The 18,331-nt window shown below is 45.6% G+C and carries 15 protein-coding genes; 4 read left to right on the top strand and 11 right to left on the bottom strand.

Annotated elements, in window-relative coordinates; translation table 11 throughout:
* Positions 1-107: 107 nt before the first annotated feature.
* From RAC89_RS28960 to msrA, 4 genes are all read right to left on the bottom strand, one after another.
* The gene (locus RAC89_RS28960; RefSeq protein WP_284646379.1) at positions 108-986 is read right to left on the bottom strand and encodes a sulfite exporter TauE/SafE family protein; all 879 of its coding nucleotides are present in this window, start codon (positions 984-986) and stop codon (positions 108-110) included.
* Positions 987-1,118: 132 nt separating this feature from the next.
* A complete protein-coding gene (locus RAC89_RS28965) occupies positions 1,119-2,186 on the bottom strand; it encodes a polysaccharide deacetylase family protein (protein ID WP_306617146.1) in 1,068 nt (355 codons plus the stop codon).
* A 549-nt stretch (positions 2,187-2,735) separates the two neighbouring features.
* Complete coding sequence (locus RAC89_RS28970; RefSeq protein ID WP_306617147.1) at positions 2,736-4,112, bottom strand: MATE family efflux transporter; 1,377 nt, start codon at positions 4,110-4,112, stop codon at positions 2,736-2,738.
* Positions 4,113-4,910: 798 nt separating this feature from the next.
* Positions 4,911-5,885 (bottom strand): peptide-methionine (S)-S-oxide reductase MsrA, encoded by a 975-nt coding sequence (gene msrA, locus RAC89_RS28975; protein ID WP_306617148.1) that lies wholly within the window; start codon positions 5,883-5,885, stop codon positions 4,911-4,913.
* A gap of 365 nt (positions 5,886-6,250) precedes the next feature.
* Between msrA and RAC89_RS28980 the strand changes: the two genes are divergently transcribed.
* Positions 6,251-6,886 (top strand): hypothetical protein, encoded by a 636-nt coding sequence (locus RAC89_RS28980; RefSeq protein WP_306617149.1) that lies wholly within the window; start codon positions 6,251-6,253, stop codon positions 6,884-6,886.
* A gap of 53 nt (positions 6,887-6,939) precedes the next feature.
* Here the strand turns inward: RAC89_RS28980 and RAC89_RS28985 are convergent, their stop codons facing one another.
* The 3 genes from RAC89_RS28985 to RAC89_RS28995 form a co-directional block, all read right to left on the bottom strand.
* Positions 6,940-7,623: a hypothetical protein gene (locus tag RAC89_RS28985; protein ID WP_306617150.1), complete on the bottom strand. Its 684-nt coding sequence runs from the start codon at positions 7,621-7,623 to the stop codon at positions 6,940-6,942.
* Between the two features lie 461 nt (positions 7,624-8,084).
* Positions 8,085-9,383 (bottom strand): FtsZ/tubulin family protein, encoded by a 1,299-nt coding sequence (locus RAC89_RS28990; protein ID WP_306617151.1) that lies wholly within the window; start codon positions 9,381-9,383, stop codon positions 8,085-8,087.
* Positions 9,384-9,398: 15 nt separating this feature from the next.
* Positions 9,399-9,704, bottom strand: coding sequence for a hypothetical protein (locus RAC89_RS28995; RefSeq protein WP_306617152.1), 306 nt, complete (start codon positions 9,702-9,704; stop codon positions 9,399-9,401).
* Positions 9,705-10,171: 467 nt separating this feature from the next.
* On the opposite strand from RAC89_RS28995, the gene RAC89_RS29000 reads away from it, so the two are divergent.
* Positions 10,172-10,687: a hypothetical protein gene (locus tag RAC89_RS29000; RefSeq protein WP_306617153.1), complete on the top strand. Its 516-nt coding sequence runs from the start codon at positions 10,172-10,174 to the stop codon at positions 10,685-10,687.
* Between the two features lie 133 nt (positions 10,688-10,820).
* A complete protein-coding gene (locus tag RAC89_RS29005; RefSeq protein WP_284646392.1) occupies positions 10,821-12,497 on the top strand; it encodes a ribonuclease J in 1,677 nt (558 codons plus the stop codon).
* Between the two features lie 61 nt (positions 12,498-12,558).
* Here the strand turns inward: RAC89_RS29005 and RAC89_RS29010 are convergent, their stop codons facing one another.
* Genes RAC89_RS29010 through RAC89_RS29020 form a run of 3 tightly spaced genes read right to left on the bottom strand, consistent with a single transcriptional unit; the run spans position 12,559 to position 16,295 of the window.
* Positions 12,559-13,689: a Ger(x)C family spore germination protein gene (locus tag RAC89_RS29010; protein ID WP_306617154.1), complete on the bottom strand. Its 1,131-nt coding sequence runs from the start codon at positions 13,687-13,689 to the stop codon at positions 12,559-12,561.
* A complete protein-coding gene (locus RAC89_RS29015) occupies positions 13,686-14,795 on the bottom strand; it encodes a GerAB/ArcD/ProY family transporter (RefSeq protein ID WP_306617155.1) in 1,110 nt (369 codons plus the stop codon). The genes RAC89_RS29010 and RAC89_RS29015 overlap by 4 nt, the downstream gene beginning before the upstream one ends.
* 12 nt (positions 14,796-14,807) lie before the next feature.
* Positions 14,808-16,295 carry a spore germination protein gene (locus RAC89_RS29020; protein ID WP_284646395.1) on the bottom strand — a complete coding sequence of 496 codons (1,488 nt, stop codon included), beginning with the start codon at positions 16,293-16,295 and terminating at the stop codon, positions 14,808-14,810.
* Between the two features lie 151 nt (positions 16,296-16,446).
* On the opposite strand from RAC89_RS29020, the gene RAC89_RS29025 reads away from it, so the two are divergent.
* Complete coding sequence (locus tag RAC89_RS29025) at positions 16,447-17,991, top strand: FAD-dependent oxidoreductase (protein ID WP_306617156.1); 1,545 nt, start codon at positions 16,447-16,449, stop codon at positions 17,989-17,991.
* A gap of 82 nt (positions 17,992-18,073) precedes the next feature.
* On the opposite strand, the gene RAC89_RS29030 is transcribed toward RAC89_RS29025, so the two are convergent.
* Positions 18,074-18,292 (bottom strand): hypothetical protein, encoded by a 219-nt coding sequence (locus RAC89_RS29030; RefSeq protein WP_284646397.1) that lies wholly within the window; start codon positions 18,290-18,292, stop codon positions 18,074-18,076.
* Between the last annotated feature and the right edge of the window lie 39 nt (positions 18,293-18,331).

Consider the following 18,331-nt stretch of genomic DNA (forward strand, 5'->3'; position numbering starts at 1 on the left):
CCTTCGTTCTAGGTTGTTGTTACAACCTTCGGAAACCGAAAGAGAATTTAGGGGATATAGCACACCGGGAATATAAGGAAAAGGCAACCGGCGGCTGCCCTTGAGACTTATTCTGCCATAGCAATCCTTCTCCTATGGATCAATTGATAAGCAATCGTGATCAACCAAAGAGTTATCAAAACGACGTAAATTGCCGTCGTCCAAGAATCTGGAATCATCGCTATGGATTGGATCAAGGTTCTCAGATTCGTAAGAATAATAAAACCACCCACTACAACTCCCATGATATAGGAGGGGATGATTTTAACGAGCCATGCTGCAAGCGGCGCCGCCAATACACCTCCGATTACGAACGCTAGAACCCATGTAAAATTAAACGTCTCCCATCCAAGAAATAGCACGAAGCCTGCTGTAGCTGAAACAGCTATGGCAAATTCGCTTGTATCTACTGTGCCGATCACCTTACGCGGCGTTGCACCGTTCTTGGCAAGCAGTGCCGGGGTGGTCACCGGTCCCCAGCCGCCGCCCCCTACAGCATCCATAAATCCAGCAATGATCCCAAGCGGTGTGAGAAAAGCTGTTGAATACTTGGCCGGTTTCTCGGGAGCCGGGTCCGACTTCTTTTTGACAAGAAATCGAAACATAATGTAAATTCCCAAGATGGTTAAGAAGGCTGAAGCAAAGGGCTTGATCATGTGTCCAGGGACGGAGCTTAGGAAGGCTGCCCCGATGAATGCGCTGATGGATCCGGGGATGACCAGTCTTAACAGAATGCTGCGATCGACATTCTTGAACCATAGATGGGATGCTCCGGATGCGGCGGTCGTAGCAATCTCCGACATATGAATGGAAGCGGACGCAACGGCAGGCGCAACGCCGAACATTAGCAGGAGTGATGCGGAGGTAGCGCCATACGCCATCCCCAGGGCTCCATCGATCAGCTGTGCGAAGAAGCCGATAATGGAGAATAAAACCAATCTTCTCATGAAGCACCTCCACGGATTTCCGGATGATACCTATTCACTATATTATCAGCGAATGTCATTGGTTCCGTGGGAAATGACGAAGAAGCGCATCGCCTAAGCCTAATTTGTGGGCGCAAGACGATGCGCTTCTCATTACTTGTGTTTTTGCAGCAGTGCTTTAAAGCTATTCAGGTCCTCTTCCCCATTTACGAAAAGCCGTCGGATGAGTAAGGGATTCTGGGTAGGCTGGGCCATTCCTTGATCGATCGTAAAGGCATAGCGGAAGCCATTGTTCTTAAGAATTTTCAGTGTAGTCTCGTTACGCTCTCCATAGGGATAGCAGAATACGTCAGCGGTAATTCCGAGTTGTTCTTCGATTTGGCGTTTCGCCTCGACAATCTCGAAGGACTGCATCTCTGCGCTCAGCTTAGGAAGCGAGGGATGGGTCATACCATGAGGCTGGATATCCCAACCTGCTTTGTGCATGGCTTTGGCCTCGTCCCAGCTTACAAAGTATCCGTCCTCCACCATTCCCGGTGACATAAACATCGTAGCCCGAAACTGATGCTTGGCAAGGATCGGCATAGCTTTTGTGTAGTTATCCATGTAACCGTCATCAAAGGTCAAAAGCACGGGCTTTTCCGGTGACTTAGCGCGGCCTTCCCATATATCTATAAACTGGCGTAAGGACAGAGTAGTATAGCCCTGATCGGATAAGTATTGCATTTGCTCTGCCAGCTTGTCGGGTGCAATTGCAGCTCTGTTGCCCGGTTGAACGGTAACACTATGATAATTTAGGACGGGGATGCTAAATTTGATCTTTTCCGCATCAGATTTGTAAACAGCTTCATGAACCGAGCCCTTTGGTTTTACGGTGGTCTCCGCTATAGGGATAACATTGGATGGCATTGTTGGGACTGCAGGGTGAACCGTTTCACCTGACGAATGCTCTGTTACTTTCGGTGCTTCTTCCTCTAATTTCGATTCGATGACAGGAACTGATTCCTTTTCATTCGATGCATTTGTTATTTCCGTTACACTTACTTCCTGCTTTGTGGATTGTCGATCGTTCTGTTCTGTTGTTGGCGGTGCTGTCATCGCTATTTGCGGGAGTGACGGTCGAAGTAATGACGGAAGCAGCCATAATACGATAAGTGACACTATAATTAGAGCCAAAATGTAGGTAAGTCTTCTAGTGGATGAAGTCATCGTTACGACCACCGCCCGGTTGATAGAATATAGAAAGGTTTCCCTATTACCCTATTTTTATCCGTATATCCCATGAAATATTCTAAAAAGTTGGTAAACGCTTCCTATATTGGCTAATTCAATGAAACAAACGGTCCATCTATTGCGTCTAATTTGTGTAATACTATGTATTTTCGGGAGTGCTATGATGAATCCGTTGATTGATCATGATCATAAATCTCAATTGCACGTGGAGTATATGGAGCTTTGGAAGGAGCTCGAGGAGCACGATGAGTTTTACATCCGGCGTTATATTGACGGTTGCCGGAGGCGATTGCGTAAGCAGCAGCTTTACGCCAAATTTAGATTCTCCGATATGTTTTCAATGAAACCGTTAGAATTGGTATTGAGTGCTTTGTTTGGAGTACTTTTTACCGTTATGTTTTTTATTTTCCTCATTATGTTCATGTTGAAAATAGAATGAAGTACTAATTTTCTAGTTCTATCGTAGTATTCGTGATCTCCTGGCTTATTCCTCCTTACCTGCTTCACTGATCAGAGAAAAAGCTTCAATCCCAACGATTATGAAGGAATTGAAGCTTCTTTTATTGGTTGTATGAGCACCTTTTGTTCCCAAGCACGACTTCTCCAACGCAGCAGCATCAGAAGTCCCCTTAACCATTCATCCACTGTAAAAGCCACCCATACTCCGAGTAAGCCCATTTGCAAGTGGATGGCAAGCCAATAGGCTAAAGGTACCGCTACCCCCCACATAGAGATCATACCTATAAGGACGGGAAAACGTGCATCGCCCGCGGCGCGCAAAGAATTTATGACTACAAGATTGAAGGTACGCCCAGGCTCCAATAGGATCGAGAGAATGAGTATGGTAGAGCCCATCGCTATAATGTCCGGATTGGCGGTAAACAAGCTCATGAGATCGTTTCGGAAAATAGCGGCTATGCCGACTACAACCGCAGTCACAAGGAAACTGACACGCAAGCTTCGCAGCAATCTGCGGTAGGCTGCATTCATTTCTCCGGCGCCAACCATATGTCCTACGATGATTTCCGTTCCTACCCCAATTGCCATAGCCAACGCCATGTAATAGTTCGTGACGTTCATCACGTAAATATGAGCGCTTAATGCAGCCGGTCCGATCATATTAATGAAGCTGACGATCATCATGTGCTGAGATTGCCACGAAAGATGCTCGCCTGCCGCCGGTAAGCCGATACCCAAGATTTGTTTCAGGAAAACGGGGTTTAACGTAATGTAATCTTTCATATTAATTTTTACCGGTATTCTGCGATACAAGATAACTAGAAGGACAAGGAGTCCGAGAAAACGGCTTACTACGGTAGAAACTGCCGCGCCGAATACTCCCCATTCCGGAAAGCCGAGGCTGCCGAAAATTAATAAGAAGTTTCCAATGACGTGTATGATGTTTACGCATAGCGTGACATACATGACATCTCTTGTTTGCCCGTTTGCCCGTATGACAGAGCTAACAGCGTAAGACAAGGCCTCGATCCAGATGAAGGCGCTAATGAGCTTTAAATAGGGGTTTGCTATCTGTATTTGTTCTGCAGGTAAATTCATTAGACGCATGAGGCTATCGCCGAATCCTAAAAGCAGCATACTGATAAGTAGTCCAATAGCTAGATTGACTGTGATCGCAAGTGCGGAAATTCGACTTGCTTCTTCCTTTCTACCTGCGCCCAGGTACTGCGTGATGGCTACACTCGTTCCGATTCCAACGAAACCGAACATGAGGATACAGAACATGATGAGTTCGTTGGCCAGCCCCACTGCTCCTGTCACTTGATCGGAGATTCGGCTAAGCATGAATACATCGGCTGTTCCGAGCATCATTCGAAGGACCGAATCTATAAATATAGGCCACGTTACTGCGAACAAGCTGAGCTTCTGCCAAGATGGTACTTCTTTCGTTTCCATGAATGTCTTCCTCTGCAGTTAAAATTCAATTCTACCTAGTGTAGGTCTGTTCACTGATTTTCGTCAAGTACCGGTTATTGGGATGTAATAGTAGTATATTGTTTTTTTATTAGTGATCACGAATGTACCTCCTCAAGAGGGCTCCGATAGAAGCTTTCTTAAAGTTATAAAAATTAATATAATTTATTAATGTTGATACAAACCATCTTATTCTCCATTTTTGTAAGAATAACAAAGTTATTAAAGATATGAATGATACTAACTTGATGAAGTTGAATAAACGTCGCAAACTGAATAATGAATGCAAACTTAATAATATTTATAAGCATTATTATTGTTAATTCGATTAATAAAATTATTATAATTAATATGTTTATGAATCGTATTATCAATTTATTCCTATGTAAGAATACGCATGTTCTATTACGGTATTCTGGCAACGCGGGTTTCACTATGTATAGGAAGATTAAATTAATAAGACCAATAAAATTATATAAATAAACAATGTTACAAACAGTAATAAATTTATTAATAATAATACGAAATATATTTTTATATGTTGCTTTTAAAATAGTTTCGTTCGCTAGATTGATAACATTAATAAGAATATTACAACTTATAATACTGATATTTATTATAAGTCACAATGATCGTAAGTCTACTAAAATTCATACAATTATTAAGATTAATATTATTATAAAAACCCCTGATAAATCCGAAGATAAACCGGATAGCCTTCGTCCGAAATACAAAAGAGCCGCGTATATTGCCTACGAGGCTCCTTAATTCGTAAATATTTTAACTCTCAAACAGCTTCCGAAATGCACCGTACCCTTGCTTCTCTAATTCATCCTTAGGAATGAATCGCAGTGCGGCTGAATTTATACAATAACGAAGACCGCCCTCATCCTTGGGCCCATCCGTAAACACATGTCCAAGATGAGAATCCCCTTCCCTGCTCCTGACTTCAGTACGTATCATGAAATGACTGTAGTCTTCTTTTTCTTTCACATTGGCATCAACAAGCGGTTTGGTGAAGCTCGGCCAACCGCATCCTGAATCGAATTTTTGCAATGAGCTGAACAAGGGTTCGCCGGAAACGATATCGACATAAATGCCCTCTTCCTTATGATCCCAGAATTCATTCTGGAATGGGGGCTCAGTACCGTTTTCCTGAGTTACTTTATATTGCATAGGTGTTAATTGATTTCTAAATGCCAGCTTCTCGGCTTCCGTACGACCCCAATGATTTTCTATAAAAGTATCCCTTCCGGAACCCTTCCGATATAGCTTATAGCGTAATGGGTTTTTCTTATGATAGTTCTGATGATACTCTTCCGCCGGATAGAAATCCTCTGCTGGGACGATTTGTGTTGCGATAGGACGATCAAAACGTTTGCTTTCTTCTAAAGCCTTTTTAGATGCTTCGGCAATGCGTCTTTGCTGCTCATTATGGTAAAAAATTGCCGTGCGGTACGATTCGCCGCGATCATGGAACTGGCCGCCAGGATCCGTCGGATCCACTTGTCTCCAAAAGGTGTCCACCAGCTTTTCATATGGAAACACTTCGGGGTCAAAGGTGATTTGTACAGCTTCGGCGTGGCCTGTTGTTTCCGAGCAAACTTCTTTATACGTCGGGTTAATTGTATGGCCACCGGTATATCCCGAAACCACGTTGATAATTCCCGGAAGCTCTTCAAATGGAGTGACCATACACCAAAAGCAGCCACCGGCGAATGTCGCTTTTTCAATACGATTTGGCTGATCCGTCATTCCTTTGCCTCCTCCAAAGTACAGTCATTACAAAATTATCATACGCGTTTATAGTGCCTATAGCAACCAAACGCAAAGAAAGGCCATTAGGACTGTAGATCCTTAAAGGCCTTCATTAGCATAAGCTATGATGTTTACTTAGGTTTTCTAATTCCTAGTTCCTTAGCAGCTTGTTTAGCCGCTTTCGAAAAAGCAATTGCTTGTTCCTTGGTGAGCTTCTGTGATTTCATGGTACATTCTCCTCATTCTACTAAACTTACTTCACAGTATGCCCGAATGTCAGAGATTGTATGCATAAGAAATGTGCTATTTTCATAAAGTGATATTAATAGTTTATGAAGTAAAATGAAGGAGCATATCCTACGATGTTAAATATTAATGAAATGAAATATAGTCACTTACGCAATTTCATTGATTCTCCTGGTAATCCCAAAACTTCGTTATGGTCATCTTTAATCAAAGGCATAACTAAGCAGGAAGAATGGATGATGCTGCGTCTGGAGCTGAGACCATATGATATACTTCGTGCGGAGGTATTCTTGGATGATCTATATGAATGTACTGATGAAGAGGTTAAGCTGGACGTAATTGAACTGGTGGCATTGTTATACGCCGGTTTCTTGAAGCAAGTTCGATTAGCTAAGAAATCTAGTCTTAAGAACCTTGCGAGCAGACTGATGCAGAAGTATAACGACTGGATGGATACCAGAGAAGTAGTTCGTACCTATCAAGAGCAAAAGCCCGATCATTGGATTCTCGTAGAACAAGTACAAGAAAACAAAAGCAACGTTGCTTCTCTACATATTGAGATGAGAAGAAAGTCCATTGTACGCGGAGAGGTTTTGCTGCGTGACCTCAACGAATTGGTCCCCTCTTTTACATTAACGTTGGAGCAGCTCATTTCAACATTGTTCGTTGATTTTGTCGCTCAAGTAAAATCCGGTAAAACTGCAGAGTTAATTGATGCATTACTTCATTGTATGAGTGAGAAACCAATATAATTGATTGTATAATTGAATCAATTATTGCGTCTATAACTGATTCAATTAGCATACTATTCTAATGCTTCTTTTAGTCTTTGGGGCAACTGTTCATCAATGTATTTCTGAATAAACTCAAGTTTGCGATAAGGATCTTCCTTCTTGATCAGGAAACCGGTTTTTATCGGATTAGCCTTCCATCGCTCCAAGGCTTCGTCCTCGAGGATTTTACGAAGCTTCTTCTCCGTAAGCCAAAGATTATAAGCCACTGTCTTATTCTCGACCATTCGTTCTTCCTTAAGGCTCTCTTGACTTGGCATCAGTGCAAGCTGCTGCTGATACTTTTGCTCATATTCCAGAATCAAATCTTGTCTTAATGCTTCTACTCGCTCTGTTACAGCAACTTGAATAAACTCCTTTAAGCGATTCTCCTCGAATACCTCAAGCTGAAACTTATCTTCCTCTTCCTCTTGGACATAATAAACGTCAAATTTGCCGGCAATTTGCTCGCCTATAGTCTTCATGGTAATTTGATTCCCATATTGCTTTTTGGCCTCGTATATAAACTCCGCAATTTTTAGATCTCTTTCGTTCAAAACACGGTCTCTACGTTCATTCCTGGATAACGTATGGATCTTATGCTTATGAAGCTCGTTAAACCACCCTCGCAGCGTTGTTACCGGTATGTCCATGCCTTGTTCTTGAAGGTGCTCGGCGGCCTTCCCTAAGGTCCAATGCGTTTGGTTTGTTGTCGTCATAGTTTCCACCCTTGCAGAATATTGTTGCGCTTTATTCCTATGAATCTATTATAAATAATCCCAAACACGAAGTCTATTTGTAGATTAGTAACGGGCCGCACATTACTCGTTGATTACTCATAACCGCAGTGCATGGCACATTATGATCTACTAGTAAGTCGACTGAGAAACAAAATCGGATGTTACGAGCGACTAGTAATTTAGTTTACCTAGTATCTATAGGGTTATGAATAGAGTTCGACTAGTAGAGTATTTGAAGTCAGTGAAATGCTTGTAGTTGTTTAGATGACGTGTGTTTAATGGATAATGTTGTTCTATTAGTAGATTACCAGCTATTGATAGTCTATTATACTGGAATTACATGGATTACTCGTAGGATATCAAGTCTAACGGTGGAAGGGAAGCCCGCGGAAAAGAGAATAAAAAAGCTGACCTTTGCACAAGGTCAGCAGAGATATAGGCTATTCATTTGACTTAATTAGCTTAAAGGGGTCCAAATCGTCAAGGTTCTGTGTCTTTTCTTGATTGCTTTTGTCTTTGGATTGATTTGATGTAAAAATGCTTCCAAGATCAATATCGACCTCAGTTTGCTTTGATTTTCTAGAGAAGGAAGAGAGGAGGGCGAGTGTGGAATCTTCTTCTTCTTCTTCGAATTGCTGCAATTCTTCCGCTTTCTTCACTAATTGCGTTACTCGTATCGGTAAATGAAGACCAGCGACAATTGAGTAGAAAGCGATGGATTGACCCTTCGGATCGCCGTAAGCGGCAACCGGTTTCTCGCCGGCCAGTGGAGCCAATTCATCTACCGTACGCTCAATTTTGTTAATGAGTGACATCGTGAACACTCGCTTGGCGGTAGAGGAGTTGGCTACTAAGCTAACGGCAATTCGATTGGCATGCTTAAATTGGTAGCCGTCGGAAAGAATCCCTCTTTGAATCGAATTTTTAAAGTCGGGCAGAAAGGTGCCTTCATTCTCCACATCAATGCTGCCATTTGATACGAGTAGCTTACCGATAGATATAATACCAGGTGTTTTCAGCATATTCATAAACTCCGAGCTATCGAAATGATAACCGGCGATCGGATCGAAGCTGGCCGTGATGGCATTGAATTCATGGAGTGTATTCGCTATGTACTTGTTGCTGTAATCCAAATATTCTGAAATGCTGGCTCCAGGCTCCTGCTGAATAAAGTCATTATATAGCTTTTGATTATCTACCAGTAGAATGCTTCCTAAGCCCTTCATAGCTTCAGCGAAGCGCTTAAGCCGGTCGATGGCATTCTCAAGCACAGTGGAACCTTCGTTATCACGCGGCATTGTGAGGATAAAGCCGCAGCGGCCCTTAAAACCGTTGGCGTACAGCGTCATAACTGCCTGGAGGATGCTGCCGGTACCCGTACCGCCTCCCAAACCGCAAACAATCCATACAAAGTCACGATCGGCAAAATAGCCGCGGATGAGATTCGAAATTTCTTCCTTATGCTCTACATAAGCTTGCTCGCCGATTTCGATATTGCGTCCGGCGCCTTTCTCGTAACCTTTTAATTGGTATTTACGAACGTTAGTTGTTTCTTGAAATTTACGCAGATCCACTTCATTCGTATTGATGAGCAGGGCAGTGTAGGGGTGCATGTTATTTACAATTTTGGTCTTGATATTGGCGCACTCATAGGCAATAGAACAACCGCCCATACCTAAACCAAGAAAACCGAATTTCAAGCTTAAATCCAAATCTTCACGTTCATTAATATTTTTCAAGAGGAATCATCCTTTCTAAGTTTGATGTTCTTTGAACTGAATAAGCTCCTTGCCTAACTTGGAAATAACATAGAATCGAGCACGACCGCCTAAATCCGGGATATCAACCAAGCCGGCGCCCTCAAGACGGGCAGTCAGTTCATCCAGAGTATGTCTGGAACCGATTAAGTCCTTATTCTTAAATTTCCTGTAAAATTCGTTGGTCAGTGAACCAAGCTTTTCTTTATTCAAAGGCTTGTTGTGGGTCATTAATACGGCGAGCATCCACTGGCCGTCACCCAGTCGGTCAAGGAGAGCTTGAAGAATCTCGTCTCGCGTCACAAATTCACCTCCAAATCGAAATAATGTAGAATCGATTACTGATGCATTAATTGAATCATTAGAAATGATCATCATATAACTCGATGAAGCAAATGATTCAGTAAATGATTCGAATCGAATCAATAAGATTACAGCTACTAATATAGCGAAAATTTGACCAAGTGTCCATGATAACTTCCTATATGGATAATCTCATGTAGGTTGAATTCATACTAAATAAAGGAGTAAGGACATGAACGTACAGGAGGTCTGTGAACATGCTCATCGTGATATCGGCGCTTTTCCTTACAATAGTTGTTGTTACTAATTTCAAGGCATGCATCGAGACACCGGCGGAAACGAAGAAGAAAAAATAAAAGTACATAAGCTGCAGGTTAAAAACTCGCCGGATAAAAAATCACTTCAAGATAACAATATAGTGTCATCACTTTAGCAGTTCATAAATTACTATGAGGAGGACTACAACTATGACAACAAACAACAAATCGCAGCAGCAAGCATCCGCAACGCAAACCATTGCTTCGGAAGCACAGCAGGTACAGCAGGATGCACAGCAATTGATTCAAAAAGCACAGCAGCTGACACAGCAGGCAGCGGCTGAGCAGCAAGCGGCAGGCCAGCAAGCATTGCAGCAATCCGTTCAGCAAGCAGCTCAACAGGCTGCCCAACAGGCGGCTCAACAAGCGTCGCAGCAAGCAGCTCAACAAGCATCACAGCAGGTGCTTCAACAAGCAGCTCAAGTGCAGCAGCAACAAGCTTCCATGAGCGCAATGTCAGGGTTAGGGGCAGCAATGCAGGCGCCGGCAGCTCAACAGGGGATGCAAGCCATGAGTACGGCAGCACAGCAGGCGCAGCAGCAGGAGGCTCAAGCGGAGCAGCAGCTGACACAGCTTCAGCAGCAAGAACAGCAAGCCGAGCAGCAGCTTCTCCAAGCACAGCAGCAAACACAGCAGGCTAATGCCGCTACACAAAGCTTATCGTAAAACCAAATACGTAAACTAATGCAAGCCGGGACTCCTTTCGTGAGTACCGGCTTTTTGGCACTCATAATTATTGCTCCGTAGGAAAAATTAATAAGAGTGATGGATTGTCGACTCGATAAGGAGGTCTGGGAATATGAGCACGGAGCGTGACCCCAAACTATCCATTCTCGCCCTAGGTGGTGTAGGGGAGATTGGCAAGAATATGTATGTCGTCCGGTATGGGGACGATATCATCGCAATCGATTGCGGTTCTAAATTTCCCGATGAGGAGCTGCCCGGCATTGATTTGATCGTTCCTGATATCAGCTATTTGCTCGAGAATCAGGATAAGGTTCGAGCTATCATAATTACTCATGGTCATGAGGACCATATCGGCGGTTTGCCTTACATTCTGAAACAGCTCAACCTGCCGATATATGCCACGCGATTAACCATCGGCCTCATTGAAGCCAAGCTAAAGGAAGCCGGACTCCTGCGTTCGACGAAGCTGCATGTTATCACTGCGGATTCGAAGGAACAATTTGGAACGGTCGGCGTATCCTTTTTCAAAACGAATCACAGTATTCCGGATTGCCTAGGCGTAGTATTTGATACACCGGAGGGGACAGTGGTTCATACCGGGGACTTTAAGTTTGATTTGACTCCGGTTAATGAGGAAGCGGCAGATCTGCATCGTATGGCGGATATCGGAAGAAGCGGTGTGCTGGCTTTACTTTCGGAAAGTACGAATGCCGAGCGGCCGGGTTTTACTCCGTCGGAACGCAACGTAGGCGTTCATCTGGAAGAGATTTTCCGTAAGGCGAGACAGAAGGTTTTTGTCGCTACCTTCGCTTCTAACGTTCATCGCCTTCAGCAGGTAGTTGACGCGGCAAGGATCACAAACCGCAAGCTGGCTTTGCTTGGACGAAGCATGATTAATGTGGTGACGATTGCCGAGGAGCTCGGTTACATGACCATCCCGGAAGGAATGCTGGTTGATCCGTCTGAAGTCGGGAATCTGCCGCTGGATCGTGTCGCCGTATTATGTACGGGAAGCCAAGGGGAACCTATGGCAGCCCTCTCCCGACTAGCCCGCAATAATCATCGCCAAGTCGAAGTGCTTGCGGGTGATACGGTTATTGTGTCCGCGGGTCCGATCCCAGGGAATGAACGTGCTTTGTCCCGTACTGTAGATGATTTGTACAAAATCGGTGCGCATGTTATTTATGGTCCCGGTTCCGCTACCGGCATGCATGTATCGGGACACGGCAGCCAAGAAGAGCTGAAGCTGATGCTGCACCTGATGCGGCCGAAATATTTTATTCCCATACACGGAGAATTCCGCATGCTCCATCAGCACCGCTTGCTGGCGGAAGCGGTTGGCGTCGAAGAAGGAAACACGTTCATTGTGGAGAACGGGGAAGTAGTCCAGATCGAGAATGGGGTCGCCCGCAAGGCAGGCAAAGTATCCTCCGGCAGCACGTATGTGGACGGCTTAGGCATAGGGGATATAGGCAATATCGTCCTGCGTGACCGGAAATCCCTTTCCCAGGACGGAATCCTGATCATTGTCATTACCTTAAGCAAGGCTGCGGGAACCATTCTTTCCGGTCCTGATCTGATCTCTCGGGGGTTCGTTTATGTGCGTGAGTCGGAAGCGCTGCTGGATAAAGCCAATGTTCTGGTGGTGGATACATTGAACCGTTGGCAAGAAGATCAGGAGAGGCAGTGGAACGTACTGAAGCAAAAAATTAAAGAAACGCTGGGACGTTACCTATATGATCAAACCGGCAGACGTCCAATGATATTGCCGATCATTGTAGAAGTGTAGCCAAAAGAAAGATCCCTACTCCTTTTCGAATCGGAAGGAATAGGGATCTCTCTTTTTTATGTTAATCCGAAACCCCGGAACGAATGATCTTTGTTTTTACACTGATATTGACCTTAACATCAGGATAAATTTCACGCCAGCGCTCTCTGGTGAGCTTAGAACCGCGAACGGCGGAACGATATACCTCTCCAAGCCCAATAGGATCGGCCTTGAGCTTCTTCGCTTTGTCAATCATCATCTTCGTGCGGGCGGCCAAACGATCGGATATCCCTTGCTCAATGACTCGAAGGATTTCTTGTTGGCCCAAATTCAACTCCGCTGATATTTCCTGTATTCTCCCTTCTAGCTTAATATCAATGCGATAGGTGGGAGGAGAAGGAGTGACCAGTTTAATATTCGTCTTGCTGTGTATATTCTCCACAACAAGCTTCAGCTCCGAATCCTTCAAACCCTTCACAACCTCTTTAAGCGGGTCGGCATCCAGAACAAGCTCAAGGGAGCCGGCCCTGTATCTGCCCTTCATCATCTTTAAAAGGAAGGTTTCCTCCATATTCAGTTCGCCTACCATCTTGTCGTCAAGGAAAATAGCCGTGCTCTCCAGATGAATTTCATCCCCGGCTTGGCGCGCGATCGGAAGGACCGGATCAAGCCCTTCCGAATAGTAGGCCTGCAAAAACTCATGTAGGGTACAGGAAACGATTTGTTCCCCACGAATGTTCTGCCGAATCATTTTATACAAATAGCTGCCGATATTTACAATTTCGGGATACTCATGGGAAATAATGCTTTCGGCCTTCCCGCGGCTCACAATAAGATACATCGTATTCGAGATAGAGGGATCGCGTTTTAACGTATCTACGAGCGGCATGATGCCGTTTCTGGCAATTTTCTCATTATAAACAGCCACACGCAGCTGACCGCTTACGACACGCTTTGACATTTCCCGATTTTGTTTATTACGGATTCCCTTGCTTGTATCGGAAGTCGTACCTACGACGATTACATCTTCTTTAGCGCCGGGATCAATTTGATGGAGAAGGGAGGTGCCTGTAATTTTGCCGTTCTCATCGGGATCATAGCCTACAATAACGGAGAGTCCCATTTCCTCCAAAATTTTTGTTTCCAAGCAACCGGTGCAAATCAGAGCAAGCGTCAGCACAACGACAGCCAGGCGTCTTTTTCTCCACTTCATGAACTAGGTCCTCTCTTCCGTAGTCGCATAATCCCGTAGCCAAGTAACAAAAGCCACGGGTAGATAAATACCGCAACCAGGCTGATCATGCTGAACAGATCATTCATATGATCAATTTGAATACGGGTATCAAGGAAAAGAGAGCATACAACAGCGATAGCGGCAATTCCATAAGTAGAAATCTTTTGTTTCCACCCGAAGGTGCGCTTCAACCCTTTTGTAGAAGCCCATAGATACAACGCAAGATTAGGAAGAATGACCAGCATCCAAACGCTGATGGCCACATATTCGAATCGTTCCAAAAACGGAAACATGACGATTTTGAACATGGTAAAGGTAGCCCATACTGTCTGGAGCAGCTGATTTGGGCTGAAATAACTTAAAGTGACGACCATGACGATCAGATAGAGCAGAGTGGACATGATAAGACCGACATGTGTGTATTTGGGTGCTTGCTCAGGTTCTCTTATGTATGGAAATAACACATAGATCAGCTCAAAGCCTACCAAAGTGAAGGACATCTTTACTGTACCACGGAGCAATTGACCGATATCCGCCTCCAATAACGGCAGCAGCTGCGACCATAAGGAATATCGAAGCGGAAACCAGATAAAAATCACCAGCCAGATGGTTAAGAAGAAGGTAATGGTACAAATACCCACGATGACTCGTACACCTCCAAGAACTCCGTAAACCGCCAGGTAGGCGATAATAGAACCAAGCAGCCACGTCGGCATGTCCGGAAACATCCAGGTTTGAACCATCTCCACATAATTTCTTAATATCACAAGAAAGCCGAACGAAAGATAGAAGGTATACAGAAGAGTAGCTAACCCTCCAACCCAGCGCCCAAAGATCTCCTGCTGAATGCCAAAAAGATCCTTCGTCGAACCGCGTTTCAGCACCTGAAACATGCACCAAACCGTTATATGGGAAAGCAAACCTGCAAGAATCACACATAACCATGCGTCATGTCCGGCTTCACGAAAGATAACCCTTTGAAAACCCGGCAAGCCGACTCCTACCTGAGCTTCAAATACAAGAAAGGCCAGTAAATAGGCGCTAAACTGCTTGCATGGTTTTGGAGCGGATTCACTTCTAAGCATGGGCCTCTACCCTCATTCGTCGATATCTTGATTGTTTTTATCCTTATCCTTCGCTGACTTCCATCGATGCTGATCTTCACCATGAGTGTACGGCGAACGTTTCCGCAGGAAGGAGAAGGGGAACCGGAGCAGGCTGTCCATTTGATCCGTCCATCGGAACGGGACTAAAGGGTATAAATATGGCTGCCCTAAGCTGGTCAATCGAAGCAGGTGGATCAGGAGAAAGCAAACGCCGATCATAATCCCAAGTCCGCCGAAAAGCCCCGCGAGGATGATCAATGGGAATCGGATGATACGAATGGTAATACCCATCAAATAAACCGGTGTAACAAAGGAAGACAAAGCGCCAAGAGCAACGATAATGATAAGGATGTTGCTCGTAAAACCCGCCTGCACCGCTGCTTGCCCAATGACAATACCGCCTACGATACCGATGGTCTGACCGACTTTGGTCGGCAGGCGAGCTCCGGCTTCACGCAGAAGCTCAATCGTCGATTCTAAGAACAAGGCCTCAAGGAGGGGAGGGAACGGTACTCTTGTTCGTGATTCCGCTAAGGGTACGACCATGGCGGTCGGTACAATTTCGTAATGAAAGGTCAAGGCTGCCACGTATACCGGTGTAAACAACAAGGAGAGAACCATCGCAAAGACCCGAAGGAACCGGGTAAATGTCCCCATGTTCCAGCGGACTAGATGATCCTCCGCCGACGAGAAGAAATCCATCATGGTTGCAGGGCAGACGATGGCAAAAGGACTGCCGGATACGAGCAGCACCAGCTTTCCCTCCAACAGCGAGAAGGTCACACGATCAATCCGCTCCGTTAGGATCATCTGAGGAAAGATCGATGCCTTATTGTCATCTATCAGCTGAACCAGCACCGCACTATCCACGATGCCGTCGAAGCTAAGTTCTTCAATTCGGGTCCGAAGCTGTTCAACCAAATGATCATCCGCAACCTGCTTAACGTAGAGCAGTGCAACCTGGGTCTTGGTTCTCGTCCCCACCTGCAGCATTTCCTGACAAAGGTCGGGGTTCGGTAAATACGTTTGCAGCAAGGCGATGTTGGAATTCAGTATTTCTGTAAAGCCCACCTGCGGACCGAGAACCTGACTTTCCACGTCCGGTTTGCCAGGTGTTCTTTCCTTCGGCTTGTACAGGTAGAACAGCAATCCGGGACGATCCCCAAGGTACAGATAGACCCAGCCTTGAAACAAATCGTCAACCAACGCTGAAAGTGTCGTTCCCTGCTTCACCGCACCGACAGGGAACTGTTCCTTAAAATCATCCGTAGTCGGTTCATGATCTAAATGGATAAGCGTTCCAATGACATCCCTTTGTAGCAGATCCTGATCGACAATGGTATTGAGGTAGAAAATGCAGCCTTTCCGAAATCCGAAGGATACTTGCTTTGCAATCAGGTTCGGATTCTGATGAACGGCCTTCCGCAGTGCCTTATCGAAGGACTCTATATTGTAAGCCGCTGTGCCTGCCTGATTCAAAAGAATTCACCCCGATCCGCTCCAATAATATCTTGGTATAGTTTGTTTCGAAGCGGAGGAATTATTCTTGCCGTTGTCAGAGCGGTGTGAATAGCGGCTCCTGGGATTGGTTACATTATCCTAAAACTGGGAAACGAGAGGTACTTTAGGTATGGCGCAAAACGAATCCTACACTGCATTTCCGCAATTTCCTCAATCTTATTGGCTGGATTCCGTTCAAACTCCACGATTCTCCAGGCTGATCAGCGATATTCAAGTTGATGCGGCCATTGTAGGGGGCGGGATGACGGGTATCGTCACAGCTTATTTGCTAACCAAGAGGGGCTTGAAAGTAGCCATATTGGAAGCAGACCAAATCCTTCACGGGATGACGGGGCACACAACGGCGAAGATTACCGCCCAGCATGATTTATTCTACGATCAGCTGATTTCTCATATGGGCAAAGAGAAGGCACGCCTCTACTACGATGCCAATGCGGAAGCGCTTCAATGGATCAAAGACATGGTGCAGGAGCATTCGATGGATTGTCAGCTAGTCACAGAGGATGCTTACGTTTATTGCATCAGTGAGGATTATATTGGCAAAATCGCGGCGGAGGCGAAGGCGTACGAACAACTCGGCATCCCCGGGGGATACTTGGAGCGAACAGCCCTTCCCTATGAGACGAAGGCTGCCGTAGTCATGAAGAACCAGGCGCGCTTTCATCCGCTCGCCTTCCTAACCCACCTCGTAGAGGAGATTGTTCGCGGGGGTGGACAGATCTACGAGAACACCACGGTTAACGGCGTAACGAAGGAAAAGCCGGCTACGGTAAGCACGCAAGAAGGGGCAAAGGTAACGGCCGATTACGTGGTGTGTGCCTCCCATTGGCCTTTTAATGACCGGAACGGATATTATTTCTCCCGTTTACACGTAGAACGATCATATGCTATGGCCATACGGGCGAAGCTGGATTATCCAGGCGGCATGTACATCAGTGCAGACAACCCGAAGCGGTCCCTGCGGTCTGCGACGGTGAATGGCGAGCCCATGCTGATTATCGGGGGGGAAGGGCATAAGACAGGGCAAGGCATCTGTACGTTCCAATACTACGAAAATTTGAAAAAATTCGCGGAGGAGGAGCTTGGCCTGCAGGAGATTGCTTATCGCTGGTCGGCTCAAGATATTTTTACCACGGATCATGTTCCTTATATCGGGCAGGAGCTGGCGGATACGCCGAACCTGTTCATAGCTACTGGCTTCAAGAAATGGGGGATGACCTCCAGCGTAGCGGCCGCCCATCTGAACACCAAGCTGATCCTTGGAGAGGAGAGCCCTTATAAGGAGCTGTTCTCCCCTTCGAGATTCCATGCCGATCCCGACATTAAGAACTTCCTTTCTGCGAATGCGGATGTCGCTAAGCACTTGATAGCCGGCAAGCTGGAGATGGGACATGCGAAGCCGGAGGAGCTGAAGAACGACGAAGGCGCCGTTGTCCGTGTAGGAGGGAAGAGGGCGGGAGCTTATCGGGATCCTCACGGCGAGCTGCACCTGGTGGACACGACGTGTACTCATATGGGATGCGAGGTCGAGTGGAATGCTGCGGAGAGATCGTGGGACTGCCCGTGTCACGGCTCCCGCTACAACTACCATGGCGAAGTCATCGAGGGGCCGGCTAAGAAGGCGCTTGGATCTTTGTCTGCCATGACGAAATAGGACCGCAAACATGACAAAAAGCAGGAACAAAGGAAGCTTTCTTTCCTCTGTACCTGCTTTTTTTAACGTTTAAACGGGTGCGCTATCCGATTCGCTGCCCCATAAATGACTGAATCCGGTTGCTGATATACTGCTTTTCCGCTCGAATCAGCGCCCTTCTATGCTGATCGTGCTTAGAAAGCTGCAAAGTCTCGCTACGCAATTCGTTCAATCGGGTCTGCAGATCGCGAAGCTCTCGCGCCACCGATTCATCCGTCATCTTCCCCTTAATCGCACCGATAATTTGACCTTCTGTCTTCACCTATGTATGCACCAGCCTGTTCTAGTTTTTACTTAATCA

The organism is Paenibacillus sp. GD4 (genome assembly GCF_030846225.1).
Taxonomy (GTDB): Bacteria; Bacillota; Bacilli; order Paenibacillales; family NBRC-103111; genus Paenibacillus_G; species Paenibacillus_G silviterrae.